The organism is Terrabacter sp. FW104-15G4B (genome assembly GCF_058790095.1).
The window spans coordinates 241,450-254,977 of record NZ_JBYTCI010000001.1; the positions used below are offsets into that span (position 1 = coordinate 241,450).

General features: G+C 72.3%; 12 protein-coding genes. 7 read left to right on the plus strand and 5 right to left on the minus strand.

The features are described 5' to 3' along the window. Positions 1 to 14 precede the first annotated feature (14 nt). Together AC3WRT_RS01110 and cimA are read left to right on the plus strand one after the other, a co-directional pair. A complete protein-coding gene (locus tag AC3WRT_RS01110; protein ID WP_492718078.1) occupies positions 15 to 764 on the plus strand; it encodes a gamma-glutamyl-gamma-aminobutyrate hydrolase family protein in 750 nt (249 codons plus the stop codon). 319 nt (positions 765 to 1,083) lie between these two features. Continuing rightward, complete coding sequence (gene cimA / locus AC3WRT_RS01115) at positions 1,084 to 2,664, plus strand: citramalate synthase (protein WP_492718080.1); 1,581 nt, start codon at positions 1,084 to 1,086, stop codon at positions 2,662 to 2,664. Here cimA and bioD read toward each other — a convergent pair. From bioD to bioB, 4 genes are read right to left on the minus strand one after another with little or no spacing between them, the layout of a single operon-like run. Then, complete coding sequence (gene bioD / locus AC3WRT_RS01120) at positions 2,643 to 3,347, minus strand: dethiobiotin synthase (RefSeq protein ID WP_492718082.1); 705 nt, start codon at positions 3,345 to 3,347, stop codon at positions 2,643 to 2,645. The genes cimA and bioD overlap by 22 nt on opposite strands. Further along, positions 3,344 to 4,591 carry an 8-amino-7-oxononanoate synthase gene (locus AC3WRT_RS01125; RefSeq protein WP_492718084.1) on the minus strand — a complete coding sequence of 416 codons (1,248 nt, stop codon included), beginning with the start codon at positions 4,589 to 4,591 and terminating at the stop codon, positions 3,344 to 3,346. The genes bioD and AC3WRT_RS01125 overlap by 4 nt, the downstream gene beginning before the upstream one ends. Next, complete coding sequence (gene bioA / locus AC3WRT_RS01130; protein WP_492718086.1) at positions 4,588 to 5,928, minus strand: adenosylmethionine--8-amino-7-oxononanoate transaminase; 1,341 nt, start codon at positions 5,926 to 5,928, stop codon at positions 4,588 to 4,590. Before bioA ends, AC3WRT_RS01125 begins: the two co-directional genes overlap by 4 nt. Continuing rightward, entirely contained in the window at positions 5,921 to 6,994 is a 1,074-nt protein-coding gene (bioB, locus tag AC3WRT_RS01135; RefSeq protein ID WP_492718088.1) for a biotin synthase BioB, read from the minus strand. The genes bioA and bioB overlap by 8 nt, the downstream gene beginning before the upstream one ends. 123 nt (positions 6,995 to 7,117) lie before the next feature. Between bioB and AC3WRT_RS01140 the strand changes: the two genes are divergently transcribed. Further along, entirely contained in the window at positions 7,118 to 7,675 is a 558-nt protein-coding gene (locus tag AC3WRT_RS01140; RefSeq protein WP_492718090.1) for a TetR family transcriptional regulator, read from the plus strand. A 199-nt stretch (positions 7,676 to 7,874) separates the two neighbouring features. Further along, complete coding sequence (locus tag AC3WRT_RS01145) at positions 7,875 to 8,264, plus strand: VOC family protein (protein WP_492718092.1); 390 nt, start codon at positions 7,875 to 7,877, stop codon at positions 8,262 to 8,264. Positions 8,265 to 8,410: 146 nt separating this feature from the next. On the opposite strand, the gene AC3WRT_RS01150 is transcribed toward AC3WRT_RS01145, so the two are convergent. After that, complete coding sequence (locus AC3WRT_RS01150; protein WP_492718094.1) at positions 8,411 to 9,316, minus strand: 3-methyladenine DNA glycosylase; 906 nt, start codon at positions 9,314 to 9,316, stop codon at positions 8,411 to 8,413. Positions 9,317 to 9,405: 89 nt separating this feature from the next. On the opposite strand from AC3WRT_RS01150, the gene AC3WRT_RS01155 reads away from it, so the two are divergent. From AC3WRT_RS01155 to AC3WRT_RS01165, 3 genes are all read left to right on the plus strand, one after another. After that, positions 9,406 to 10,941, plus strand: a complete 1,536-nt coding sequence (locus tag AC3WRT_RS01155) for a phospholipase D family protein (RefSeq protein WP_492718096.1) — start codon at positions 9,406 to 9,408, stop codon at positions 10,939 to 10,941. 78 nt (positions 10,942 to 11,019) lie between these two features. Then, complete coding sequence (locus tag AC3WRT_RS01160; RefSeq protein WP_492718098.1) at positions 11,020 to 12,480, plus strand: hypothetical protein; 1,461 nt, start codon at positions 11,020 to 11,022, stop codon at positions 12,478 to 12,480. A gap of 41 nt (positions 12,481 to 12,521) precedes the next feature. Continuing rightward, the gene (locus AC3WRT_RS01165) at positions 12,522 to 13,301 is read left to right on the plus strand and encodes a fumarylacetoacetate hydrolase family protein (RefSeq protein WP_492718100.1); all 780 of its coding nucleotides are present in this window, start codon (positions 12,522 to 12,524) and stop codon (positions 13,299 to 13,301) included. The last annotated feature ends 227 nt before the right edge of the window (positions 13,302 to 13,528 follow it).

The window sequence follows — 13,528 nt, forward strand, 5'->3', positions numbered from 1 at the left end:
ACAGGGAGGTCGCCATGGTTCGTCCGGTCATCGGGATCACCGCCTACGTGGAGCGGGTGTCGTGGGGGAGGTGGGTCGACGTGCCCGGCGCGCTGCTGCCGCACCGGTACGTGCGGCAGGTGGAGGACGCCGGCGGGGTCGCGGTGGTCATCCCTCCGCGACCCGACGTCGACGCCGCATCGGCCCTGGACCTCGTCGAGCGTCTCGACGGGGTGATCCTCGCCGGCGGAGTCGACGTGGCGCCCGAGCTCTACACCGACGACCGCCACGCCTCCGTGCAGGCCTCCCGTCCTGACCGCGACTCCACCGAGCTCGCCATCGCGGGCGCCACCGCGGAGGTCGACCTCCCCGTGCTGGGCATCTGCCGGGGCATGCAGATCATGGCGGTGGCAGCCGGCGGTTCGCTCGAGCAGCACGTCCCGGACCGGGTTGGCCACGACGAGCACTCGCCGGCCCCCGCGACGTACGGCAGCCACCCCGTGCGCATGGTCGCGGGTACGCGCCTGGCAGCGTTGCTGGGCGCGGAGGCCGACGTGCCGAGCTACCACCACCAGTCGGTGCTCTCCCACCCGGGCTACGAGGCGTCGGCCTGGGCGAACGACGGCACTCTGGAGGGCATGGAGGACCCGGACGCCTCCTTCCGGCTCGCGGTCCAGTGGCACCCGGAGGTGGGCAACGACCCGCGCCTCTTCCATGCCCTCATCGGCGCGGCGGACGCTGTCCGGCAGCGGCGACGGTCCGCACCACGACGCACGCGACCGTAGGTCGTGGTGAGACGCCGGGTCCATCATCCGGACGACGGGTTTCGTCTGCGTCGGCCCAGCCCTACGGTGAGCCTGTGACGAAACGACCCGTGCCCACCGGCACCCTCATTATCGACTAGCGCGACGAGCACCCCTCGTCGCGCAGACCTCCCGAACCCGGGGGGTCTTTTTGTTTCCCGAGCCACGGTCAGGGAGACGCGCGATGGCCCCCACCCCGGCCACCACGCCCACGAGAAGAGAACGGGACGCCCGACACACCCGCGTCGACCGCCGTGACGGGGGTCGGCCGCAATCCCCGAGACCGAGGACAATGAAGGCCATGGAAGCGCTGCACGTCTACGACACCACCCTGCGCGACGGCGCCCAGCAGGAGGGGCTCAACCTCTCGGTGTCGGACAAGCTCGCCATCGCCGCCCTGCTCGACGACCTCGGGGTCGACTTCATCGAGGGCGGCTGGCCCGGTGCCAATCCCAAGGACACCGAGTTCTTCGACCGCGCCCAGACCGAGCTGCACCTGCGCCGAGCGACGCTTGCCGCGTTCGGGGCCACCCGGAGGGCCGGTGGCGTCGCAGCCGAGGACCCTTTGGTGCGAGCGCTTCTCGACTCGGGGGCGTCTGTGGTGTGCCTCGTCGCCAAGTCGCACACGGGCCATGTCGAACGCGCGCTGCGGACTACGCTCGAGGAGAACCTCGAGATGGTCCGTGACACCGTGACCCACCTCGTGGGGCAGGGACGTCGGGTCTTCCTCGACTGCGAGCACTTCTTCGACGGCTGGCGCCTCGACCGCGACTACGCCCTGTCCGTCGTGCGCACGGCGCAGGACGCCGGAGCGGAGGTCGTCGTGCTGTGTGACACGAACGGCGGCATGCTGCCCCACCAGGTCGAGGAGGTCGTCGCCGACGTCATCGCCTCGACGGGCGCCCGCGTTGGCGCGCACTGCCACAACGACACCGGCTGCGCCGCCGCGAACTCCGTGGCGGCCGTGCGGGCCGGCGCGACCCACGTGCAGGGCACCGTCAACGGCTACGGCGAGCGCACCGGCAATGCGGACCTGCTGACCGTCGCCGCCAACCTGCAGTTCAAGCTCGGGCTTCGCACGCTGGAGCCGGACGCCCTCCGGCGCGCCATGCACGTCGCCCACGCGATCAGCGAGGTCACCAACGTCCCCGCCTACAGCCGTCAGCCCTACGTTGGCGCAAGTGCGTTCGCGCACAAGGCCGGTCTGCACGCGAGTGCGCTCAAGGTCGACCCCGACCTCTACCAGCACATGGACCCGGCGTTGGTCGGCAACGGCATGCGCACGCTGGTCTCCGACATGGCGGGCCGCGCGAGCATCGAGCTCAAGGCACGTGAGGCCGGCCTCGACCTCTCCGACCGACCGGATGTCGTCGCCTCGGTGCTCGCCGAGGTCAAGGCGCTCGAGCTGCGGGGCTGGACTTTCGACGCGGCCGACGCCACCGTCGAGCTGATGCTGCGTGAGGCTCTCGAACCCGGCTGCACCGACTACTTCAAGGTCGAGTCGTGGCGGGTCATCACCGACTCGTCGGGCGAGGGCGACGCCACGTCCGAGGCCACCGTCAAGCTGCGCGCCGCCGGCGCCCGCCTCATCGCGACCGGCGAGGGGAACGGGCCGGTCAACGCGCTCGACCACGCCCTGCGTGAGGCACTGACCCGCGCCTACCCGGAGATCGAGAAGCTGGAGCTCATCGACTTCAGGGTCCGCATCCTCGACGCTTCGCACGGCACCGACGCCGTGACGCGCGTGCTCATCGAGACCTCCGACGGCGAGACGTCGTGGGACACCATCGGGGTCGCCGGGTCCATCCTCGCAGCGTCGTGGCGCGCCCTTACCGACGGCATCGTGCACGGCCTGCTTCGTCAGGGCGTCCCGAGGCGCTGAGCCAGCCTCGGTAGCCAGCGGGGTGAGGCGGCCCTGAAGGTCGGTGGGTCGAGTCGTGGGGCGCCGAGGGGCACGGCCCCCAGCAGCCCTTCGGGGAGGCCCGCGAGGTGGTCGCGGTTGGTCGTCTCGATGACGTCAGGGCGATCGGGCCATGCGCCGATCACGGTCCCGAGCTGCCGGATTCCCCTCTGCGACAGTGCCTCCCGGGTCAACATGGTGTGGTTGAGGGTGCCGAGCGAGCTCCGCACGACAACCACCACGCCGCTGTCGTCGACGGCGGACGCCAGGTCGGCCAGCGTCTGGCCCCCGTCGGTGAGCTCCACGAGCAGCCCACCCGCCCCTTCGACGACGACGAGGTCATGGCGTACCCCCAGGTCTGCGATGCGCGCCACGTGCTCGGCGAGGGTGGGCAGGCGGGCGCCCTCCAGGAGCGCCGCCGGCCTCGGCGCCATCGGCGCGCGCAGGCGCACGCCCTCGACCGTCGGGACACCCGTCAGGCGCTGTACCTCGGCCATGTCGCCCGGCTCACCGGGTGCCACCCCCGTCTGCGTGGGTTTGTATGCCGTCACGCGCAGTCCCGCAGCCAGCGCGGTCGCGACGACCGCCGCCGTCACGACGGTCTTGCCCACGTCGGTGTCGGTGCCCGTGACGACGAGCAACCGTGCACGGCCGAGGCCGGTCATGGCCGCGACCCCTCGACGGCGGTTGCGGAGGACGGGCCACGGACGGGGGAGGGAGCGTCCCCTGCCCGTGGCCCCACGACGCTACAGGGGTGTGGCGGTGTGCCGTGCACCGCGGCTACGCGCGCCACGAGTGCCGCGGCTCGGCCGAGGTACGCACCGGCGAGGTCCGCCCGCGCGGTGACCCTCAGCCGGGACACCCCGTCCGGCACGCTGGGGGGCCGGAAGCAGCCGACCAGGACCCCTTGCGACCGGAGGTCGAGGGCCGCGGCGACCGCGCTGTCGGGCGACGACATGGGCAGGGACTGCACGGCCCCGGCCGCCTGCTCGATCCCGCAGGCGTCCGCGATGGTTCGCGCGTTGGCGCGCACGGCTACCGCGAGTGAGGGATCGCCCGCGACGAGGTCGGCGGCTGCACGCGCAGCGGCGGCCGAGGCCGGCGCGAGCCCGGTGTCGAAGATGAAGCTCCGTGCGGTGTTGACCAGGTGGGTGCGGACGTTGGTCGGGCCGAGGACGGCACCACCCTGCGAGCCGAGGGCCTTGGAGAGCGTCAGAGTCACGACGACGTCGCGGGCACCGGTGAGGCCGAGCTCGTGCACGAGCCCGCGCCCGTGTCCGGCCACCCCGATCCCGTGGGCCTCGTCGACGACGAGGAGGGCCCCGTGGCGGTGGCACACGTCGACGAGCGCGCCCAGGGGAGCGGCGTCGCCGAGGACCGAGTAGATCGACTCGACGGCGACGACCACCCTGCGGTCCGGCCGCGCGGAGAGCTCGCGCTCGAGCGCCCCTGCATCGTTGTGGGCGAACGTCGCAGACGGCACGCGCGACATCCGGGCGGCGTCGTGGAGGGAGGCGTGGGCGTGGGCGTCGAGGAGGATCTCCGCCCCACGGCCACTGAGCGCGGTGAGCGCTCCGAGGTTGGCGGCATACCCCGTCGAGAAGGCGAGCGCGCTCGGCTGCCCGGTCAGCCGGCACAGGGAGGCCTCGAGCTCGCGGTGCACCGGTAGGGTCCCGGTCACGAGGCGGCTCGCGGTCGCGGACGCGCCGTAGCGGTCGAGGGCCTCATGGCCGGCGGCCACGACGCGCTCGTCGCGCGACAGGCCGAGGTAGTCGTTGGAGGCGAGGTCGAGCACGTCGTGCGTCTTGGCGGGGCCGCCGCCCAGGCGCAGCACGGGGTCGGACCGCTCGGTGCCGCGCCCAGCCCGCAGGTCGGCGCGCTCCGTGAGCCAGGCGTCCCAGGCGCTCATCCGTGGACCTCGTCGACTGCGCCCACGATGCCCTCGGCGATGAGGCGGACGTCGTCGTCCGTGCAGACGTAGGGGGGCATCGCGTAGACGAGGTTGCGGAAGGGGCGCACCCAGATGCCACGTTCCAGCGCGGCCCGGGTGACTCGGGCGACGTCGACCGGTGACGTCAACTGCACGACACCGACCGCCCCGAGGGTGCGGACGTCGGCGACCGGGGGGAGCGCGATGGCCGGGGCGAGGTGCGTCCCGAGCAGGTGGCCGAGGCGCGGCACGTGGTCCTTCCAGCTGGTCTCCACGAGCGCGACCGAGGCGTTGGCGACGGCGCACCCGAGCGGGTTGGCCATGAAGGTGGGCCCGTGCAACAAGGCCCGAAAGCTCGACCGGGTGATCGTCGTGCCGACCTCACGCGTGGTGAGCACCGCTGCGAGAGAGAGGTAGCCACCGGTCAGGGCCTTGCCGACGCACATGACGTCGGGGGCCGTGGCGGCCCACTCCGAGGCGAACAGTCGCCCGGTGCGGCCGAAGCCCGTCGCGATCTCGTCCACGACGAGGAGCAGGCCGTGCTCGTCGGCCACCTCTCTCAGCACCCGCAGGCAGTCAGGGTGGTAGACGTGCATGCCGCCGGCGCCCTGCAGCACCGGCTCCACGACGACGGCCGCGAGCTCGTCGGTGTGGATGGTCGCGAGCCGTCGCACCTCGTCCGCCCACACCTCGACGGCCGGGCGGTCCGTCTCCCAGCGCTCCTCGCCCGACGCGGTGGTGACGAGCCGGGCGGTCGGAGGTCGTGGCGCGAAGACCTGCCGGGCGAGCGCGCCCGGGAAGGCTGAGTGCATCCCGTCGACGGGGTCGCAGACGCTCATCGCGGCGAAGGTGTCACCGTGGTAGCCGCCGCGGACGGTGAGGAAGCGCTGGCGCCTCGGCCGGCCTCGGGATGCCTGGTACTGGATCGACAGCTTCAGGGCCACCTCGACGGACACCGATCCGGAGTCGGCGAAGAAGACGTGCGCCATCGGTCCGGGGGCCATCGCCGTGAGCCGCTCGGCGAGCTGGACGGCGGGCTCGTGCGTCAGGCCGCCGAACATGACGTGGCTGAAGCGGTCGAGCTGCTCGCGAGCCGCTGCGTCGAGCACCGGGTGCCCGTAGCCGTGGACGGCGCACCACCACGAGGCCATCGCATCGACCGCGTCGAATCGCTCGCCGTCCGGAGCGGCGAGGGCCAGGCGCACGCCCGAGGCGCCCTCGACGGCATACGGCTCGGGTCCGTCGAGCGGGGCGTAGGGGTGCCACACGAGCCCACGGTCGCGGGCGGTCAGCGACGCCGCGGGGAGCTCAGGCATTGGCGGGCACGTCCGTGCCAGCCCCCCGCCGCCGCTTGGCGGGGTCGTGCCTGGTGGCGTGCCCGGTCGCCGGCTCGCTGGCTTGGGGGTCGGCGCCGAGGACGACGAAGCCGTTGTCGCGGATCAGCTCGAGGTCGTCCTCTGCGGCTTGGCCCTCGGAGGTCAGGTAGTCACCGAGGAAGATGGAGTTCGCGACGTGGAGGGCGAGTCCCTGCAGCGATCGCAGGTGCATCTCCCGGCCACCGGCAATGCGGATCTCCGTGTCAGGACAGACGATCCGCGCCATCGCGAGGATGCGCAGACAACGCCCGGGGGTCAGCTCCCAGGTGCCCTCGAGCGGTGTGCCGTCGAAGGGCATGAGGAAGTTGACCGGGATGGAGTCTGACCCGAGGTCACGCAGGGCGAAGAGCGCCTCGACGAGCTGCTCGTCGCTCTCGCCGAGGCCCGCGATGAGGCCGGAGCACGGCGACAGGCCGGCAGCCTTGGCCCTGGTCACGGTGTCGACGCGGTCGGCATACGTGTGGCTGGTGACGATGTGGTCGTGGTGCGACTCGGCGGTGTTGAGGTTGTGGTTGTAGGCGTCGACGCCGGCGTCGCGCAGCCGCTCCGCCTGGCCGTCCTTGAGGAGGCCGAGGCAGGCGCAGACCTCCACGTCGGGGTGCTCCTGCTTGAGGGCGCCCACCATCCCGGCGACGCGGTCGACGTCGCGGTCGGTCGGGCCCCGGCCGCTGGAAACCATGCAGATCCGGGTCGCGCCTCCGCGCAGCCCGGCTGACGCCTGCTCGATCGCCGCGTCCGGCTCGAGCCAGGTGTACTTCAGGATGTCGGCCTGCGAGCCGAGCCGCTGGGAGCAGTAGTGGCAGTCCTCCGGGCAGAGCCCCGACTTGAGGTTGACGAGGTAGTTGACCTTCACGGTGTTGTTGAAGTGCCTGCGGCGCAGGCGTGCCGCAGCAGCCACGACAGCGAGCAGCTCCTCGTGGGTCGAGCGCAGGACGTCTAGGGCGTCGACCGTCGTGGCCGGGGTGCCGGCGAGGACGGCGTCCGCGAGGTCGTCGAAGCGGGGCATCCGGGCTCCTTGCACGCGATCTTGAACGGTGTTCAACTTGAACGGTGTTCAGTATGCCGAGTCGCTAGGCTCGGCTGTCAACGCCGGCCCGCACGGGGCCCGGTGGTCGAGGTGGGGGAGCGCGTGGCACTCAGTCGCGAACAGGTGGTCGGCACCGCCGTCGACCTGTTGCGCCGCTACGGGCTCGGCGACCTGTCGATGCGCCGCCTCGCCCGCGAGCTCGGCGTAGCCCCCGGCGCCCTCTACTGGCACGTCGCCAACAAGCAGGAGCTGCTCGTCGAGGTGGCCGACGTGCTCCTCTCCGAGATCCCGGCGCCGCCCGCCGACCAGCCGCCCGCCGACGCGCTCGTGGGTCTGGCCGTGGCCGTGCGGGAGGCGCTGGTCACGGTGCCCGACGCGGCCGACGTCGTGGCGCTGGCGTATGCCGTCGAGCCGGGTGCCGCGCGGCCGCTCCGTGATCTTGTCCGTCTCGTCCACGACGCCGGAGCCGCCGCCTCCGAGCGCGACGAGGTGGCCGCCCTCGTCATGAACCACGTCCTCGGATCCGTGACCGCCCAGCAGGACCGCGCGCTCGCGGCGTCCGCGGACCCTGACCTCCCCGCTCCCGACGGCGCTGCGGAGACCAAGGCGTTCGAGGTCGGTCTCGCCGTCATCGTCCGTGGCCTGAACGCGCCTGCGTAGGAGCGGGAGCCCGTTGGGCGCAGACAAGTGCTGGGCGGTCCAGGCCCCGCCCAGCACCACCCCGGAAAGGTGGCGATCGTCGGCGCGCGTGCCCGGACCTTCGCCGACACCCCTCAGAGGGCGTGGTGGCGACCTTGATACCGGGATGTGAGCGGCTCTTCGGAGCGATCTTCGGGGTTGCGCTCGGCAAACTTGGGCAATGCCCCTTCGAACGACGAAGCACTGGTTCGGCGTCGTGCTCGATGCCCCAGACGCGTCGAGCCTCGCGCACTTCTATCGGCGCCTGCTCGGCTGGACGCTGTTCACGCACGCGGACGGTGGGGCGACACTCGCACCGTCCGCGTCGGCCGGCTACAACCTGGCCTTCCAAACCGAGCCCAACTACGTGCGCCCGGTGTGGCCGAGCGAGCCGGGAAAGCCCATCATGATGCTTCACCTGGACTTCGAGGTGGACGACCTCGAAGCCGCCGTGGCGTATGCCGTCGACGTGGGGGCGGAGCTCGCCGAGTTCCAGCCGCAGGAGGGGGTCCGGGTGCTGCTCGACCCTGCGGGGCATCCTTTCTGTCTCTACGTCGATGAGTCGACATGATGCTGTTTGCATTGTGCGGGAACCGTTCCACGACGCGGCGGTGCTGACGACCGAGGTCCTGGAGGCTCTCGTGTCGGCCCTGTCGCGCTCCACCCACCAGCGACGCCACGACCGGCGCCACGACCGGCGACGGACGTCAAGGGGCGCTACCTCGCCTCGTTGGGTCGGGCGCCAGGTGCTGGCTCGGCGGCGGGCAGGGCGAGGTCGATCGACTCGAGCAGTCTCTGACGCAGCGCCTGGCCACGGACCGAGAAGCCGCGCTGCTCAGCGGCATACTGCGCCTTGCCGTCCGGGGTCTCGATCGGCACCGGCTCGTAGCCGAGCTCGCGCAGGTCATAGGGCGCCGCACGCATGTCCAAAGAGCGGATGTCGCGGGCCAGCTCGAAGCAGTCCATCACCAGGTCGCTCGGCACGACCGGCACGAGCTTGTGCGCCCACTTGTACAGGTCCATACCGGCATGCAAACACCCCGGCTGCTCCAAGGAGGTCTGGCTCTCGCGGGTCGGCGTCAGCGCGTTGAGCGGGGCTGCGTCGGGGGTGAAGAAGCGGTATGCGTCGAAGTGCGAGCAGGCCACCTGATGGCTCTCGACCACCGCATCGGTGCCTGCAGCGCCGAGCCTCAGCGGCCACCCCGAGTGCCGCACGTCGGACGGGTCGAGGCGATAGACCATGGCCCACTCGTGCAGACCGAAGCACCCGAACCGCGCCGGCCTCCCGGCAGTGCGCACGAGCAGCTCGCGAACGAACCGCAGGGTGTCGCCCCGGGCAGCGGTGAACTCCTCCACGGCGACACGGACGACGTCGCCGTCCACGGCATAGAAGCGCCACCCGGTATGCGGCGCACCAGGCGCACCAGCGAGACCCGTTTCAGCCCCAGGGTGCCAGCGACGCAGCTGGGCCGGCTTGAAGGAGTAGTAGGTGAAGAGGAAGTCCTCGACCGGGTGCTTGCGATGGTCGCGCCGCCGGGCGAGATGTGCGCCGGTGGCGGCGTCGACTCGCGCCTCGTGCGCCGCGGTCCGCTCACGCCACTCCGACATGTTGAGGACCTGCACCCCACGAGCCTAGGTGAGGTTCGGGGCGGCACGGCAATCGCCCGGTGCGGGAGACCGGCGGTCGGCCTCCCCGTAGGTAGCCTCAGGGCGTGAATCCCGCTGACTGGTACCTCTCCCCACGCGAGCGCGGCAATCCGGCGACGCGCCTGGACCGACGCCATGCTGACGGACGCGCGTGGACGGAGGGCAATCTCGTCACGCCACTCGTCCACGGCGCGGCGTACTTCGCGGCCCTCGTGGAGAGCGTCTCGCGGATGGGCCCTGGAGACCTTCTCCTCTTCGTCGACTGGCGCGGGGACCCCGACGAGCGGCTGACGGGGGAGAGCGGGAGCGAGGTGGCCGCCCTCTTCGCCGACGCGGCACGGAGGGGCGTCGACGTGCGCGGCCTGGTCTGGCGCTCCCACTGGGACCGCCTGTCCTTCTCGGCCGGCGAGAACCGCCACCTCGGGGAGGACATCAACGCAGCCGGTGGTGAGTGCGTGCTCGACATGCGCGTGCGCACGGGCGGCTCGCATCACCAGAAGTTCGTCGTCCTGCGCCACCCGGCACGCCCCCACCTCGACGTCGCGTTCGTCGGCGGGATCGACCTGTGCCACAGCCGGCGCGACGACGCCAGCCACGCGGGCGACCCGCAGCCGCAGACGATGGCACGCGCGTACGGCGCGCGTCCGCCCTGGCACGACATCCAGCTCGCCCTCCGGGGCCCCGCCGTGGGAGACGTCGAGACCGTCTTCCGCGAGCGGTGGGAGGACCCGCAGGCTCTCAGCCGCTCGCCGCTGCGCTGGGCCGGCGATGCCCTGCGCCGCGACCGTCCCCCTCGCCGTCCGCTCCCGCCGCAGCAGCCGGACCCCGAACTCGTGGGGCCGCACCCCGTCCAGCTGCTGCGCACCTACGGCCGCAGGCTCGGCGGCTACCCCTTCGCGCCGCGCGGGGAGCGGAGCGTCGCACGCGCCTACGCCAAGGTGCTGGCGCGCGCCCGGCACCTCGTCTACCTGGAGGACCAGTACCTCTGGTCGTCTGAGGTCAGCGCGGTACTCACCTCGGCGCTGCGTCGCTCGCCCGACCTGCGCCTGGTCGCCGTGCTGCCGCACCATCCCGACCAGGACGGCGCGGCTAGTCGCCCGCCCAACCTCGTCAGTCGGGCCCGTCTCCTCCACGAGCTGAACGCGGCCGCGCCGGGTCGCGTCGCCGTCTTCGGGATCGAGAACCCCGCCGGCACCCCCGTCTACGTCCACGCGAAGGTGTGCGTCGTCGACGACGAGTGGGCGGCGGTGGGCTCCGACAACCTCAACCGTCGCTCGTGGACGCACGACTCGGAGCTGTCGGCCGCCGTGGCCCACGCGGACGTCGCGCGCGGGCTCCGACAGCAGCTCGCCCGTGAGCACCTCGACACCGACGGCGAGCTCGCCCTGGAGGACCACTTCGACGCATTCGTCGCCAGCGCCGAGGCGCTGGCCTGTTGGCACCGGGAACCCGGACTCGCACCACGACCCCCGGGGCGACTGCGTCCGCTGGACGACCCCGGGCAGGGTCGGCTCACCCGGCTCTGGGCGACGCCGCTCTACCGGCTCGTCTACGACCCCGACGGGAGACCGCTGGATCTGCGGATCCGACGCTCGATGTGACGCCCCTCCGGGCGCCCACGCCGTATGCCGGTGGCTCGGACCCGCCGCCGGTCGGCCGACCGGGGGCAGGATGGGCTCATGGCACCGGACGCCGAGCGGCCCACCCACCTGCTGCACAGGCTCACGAGCTACTCGCCGGAGCGGGAGTGGACCGAGGTGCCCGACGACGACCGGCTCGTGCAGGACCTCGTCCCCAACGACGAGACCCGACGCCCCCAGCCCTACAAACGCTACGACGACGACCTGCGACGCAGCCTCCTGCCGACCGACCTGCCCGCGTCGTCCATGCCGGCCACGAACGTGCTCGCCGGCACCGCGCCCTTGGAGCCGAGCCGGCTCGGCCTTGCGGCCCTCGCCCGCCTGCTCTACCTCTCATCGGGCGTCACACGGCGCACCACCCGCCGGGACGGCGGGCTCGTGCTCTTCCGCGCGGCCGGATCGGCCGGGGCGCGATTCCCCCTCGAGCTCTACGTCGCCGTGCCGCAGGCCGCTGACAGCGAGGGCCTCGAGCCGGGCGTGCACTGGTACGACCCCGAGGCCCACGCCCTCGTCGTCGTCGGGCCGCCACCGTCCGGCGAGTCCCCGGCGCTCGTCGTCACGGGGGTGCCCTGGCGCACCGGCTGGCGCTACCGCGAGCGCGGTTTCCGACACATCTACTGGGACGCCGGAACAATGCTCGCCCAGACCCTTGCCCTCGCCGACTCCGCCGGCCTGACCGCGCGCCTCTTCACCAGCTTCCCGGACGCCGAGGTGGCGGCGCTCGTCGGTGCCGACCGGGTACAGGAGTTCCCCGTCGCCCTCGTCGCCCTCGGCCCCGGAAGCCCGGCCGTGCACCCCACGGGCGACGCGCTGCCGGGTCACCATGACGACGACGGCCTCGAGTTCCCGCTCGTCACGGCCGCCCAGCGCGCGGGCGAGCAGACCGTCCTGGGCCCGGAGCTCGAGCGCGGGCCCGCGGTCACGATCAGCTCAGAGAGCGGCCCCAGCACCGACGCCGTCGTGGTCAGCAAGGGGTCCATCCGCCGGCTGCACCGCGACCGCTCCCTCCCGCGCCGCGTCCTCGTCGATGCGATGGGCGTCTCGCTGCGCGGGATGTCCCTCCCGCACTGGGTCGGCGTCAGCGCCGTCGACGACGTGCCGAGCGGCATCCACCTCTGGCCCGACCTCATGGACCCGGTGCGCCCGCTCGACGAACAGGCCGTCCGTGACGAGCTGTTCACCGCCGCCCTGGAGCAGGGCCTCGCGGGCGATGCCGCCTTCGTCGCCATGAGCGGCACGCCGCTGAACGGGCTCGACGACCACGGCTACCGCGACGCCCAGCTGCTCGCCGGCGTCGCCGAGGGCCGGCTGCACCTGATGGCGTATGCGTTGGGCGCGGCCGCGTCGGGCATGACCTTCCGCGACTCCGACCTCGCACACCTGCTCGGTCGAGACGTCGCCGGCCTGCTGTGGACGTGCGTCGGTGTGCCGGAGTACCGCACCCGCCCGAGCGGCTCGCCGGGCTCGCCGGCCGACGTCACCATCGTGTGGCCGCGCTGACCGACCGGAACCGCGTCGCCGCGTCGTCGTAGGGTGGGCCCGTGCGCATCGCGAGGTACACGACCGGGGACGACCCGGCATACGGCATCGTCCAGGGCGACCCAGGCAGCGAGGTGATCACCCCACTGACGGGCGACCCGCTCTACATCGGGCTCCAGCCGAGCGGTCAGCCACCCGTCATGCTCGACGACGTGCGCCTGCTCGCGCCGGTCATCCCGCGCTCCAAGGTCGTCGCGATCGGCAAGAACTATGCCGACCACGCCAAGGAGATGGGCGGCGAGGCCCCGGCCGAGCCGATGATGTTCTTCAAGCCCAACACGTCGGTCGTCGGCCCGTTCGACCCCGTGGTCCTGCCGGCCGGCAGCGGCGAGATCTCCTACGAGGGCGAGCTCGCCGTCGTCATCAAGACGATCACCAAGGGCGTCAAGGCGCAGGACGCTGCCGAGTGCATCTACGGCTACACCATCGCCAACGACGTCACCGCCCGCGACTGGCAGCGCAGCGACGGCCAGTGGGCGCGCGCGAAGGGCTTCGACACGAGCTGCCCCCTGGGGCCGTGGGTCGAGACCGAGATCGACCCGGCCGAGCTGTCGATCATCACGACGCTCGACGGTGAGGTGAAGCAGGACGGCACGACCGCCGACATGATCCACGGCATCGCCAAGATCATCGAGTACGCCTCTGCCGCCTTCACACTGCTGCCGGGCGACGTCATCCTCACCGGCACCCCCGCCGGCGTCGGGCTCGTCGAGGCCGGCCAGCAGGTCACCGTCGAGATCGCGGGCATCGGGTCGCTGACCAACACTTTCGTGCGTCGCTGACCCTCTCGGGCTCCCACTAGGCTGGTCGCACCATGAGCGACAACAGCACCAGCGCGAGTATGCCGTCTTCCCCCGTTCCCGGCGCCGCCACAGGCGCGCCAGGCCCGGCCTCCATGGAGCAGGTCGAGGTGCGCACCGATCAGGCCGAGCGCGTCTCGACCTCCGACGGCTCCGGTCCGGTGCGCACGCGCGTCGCGCCGTCGCCCACCGGCGACCCGCACGTCGGC

What these genes read in the sequence shown, in the direction of transcription:
- AC3WRT_RS01110 (WP_492718078.1), top strand. Translation starts at nt 15, where the DNA reads ATGGTTCGTCCGGTCATCGGGATCACCGCCTACGTGGAGCGGGTGTCG.
- cimA (WP_492718080.1), top strand. Translation starts at nt 1,084, where the DNA reads ATGGAAGCGCTGCACGTCTACGACACCACCCTGCGCGACGGCGCCCAG.
- bioD (WP_492718082.1), bottom strand. Translation starts at nt 3,347, where the DNA reads ATGACCGGCCTCGGCCGTGCACGGTTGCTCGTCGTCACGGGCACCGAC.
- AC3WRT_RS01125 (WP_492718084.1), bottom strand. Translation starts at nt 4,591, where the DNA reads ATGAGCGCCTGGGACGCCTGGCTCACGGAGCGCGCCGACCTGCGGGCT.
- bioA (WP_492718086.1), bottom strand. Translation starts at nt 5,928, where the DNA reads ATGCCTGAGCTCCCCGCGGCGTCGCTGACCGCCCGCGACCGTGGGCTC.
- bioB (WP_492718088.1), bottom strand. Translation starts at nt 6,994, where the DNA reads ATGCCCCGCTTCGACGACCTCGCGGACGCCGTCCTCGCCGGCACCCCG.
- AC3WRT_RS01145 (WP_492718092.1), top strand. Translation starts at nt 7,875, where the DNA reads ATGCCCCTTCGAACGACGAAGCACTGGTTCGGCGTCGTGCTCGATGCC.
- AC3WRT_RS01160 (WP_492718098.1), top strand. Translation starts at nt 11,020, where the DNA reads ATGGCACCGGACGCCGAGCGGCCCACCCACCTGCTGCACAGGCTCACG.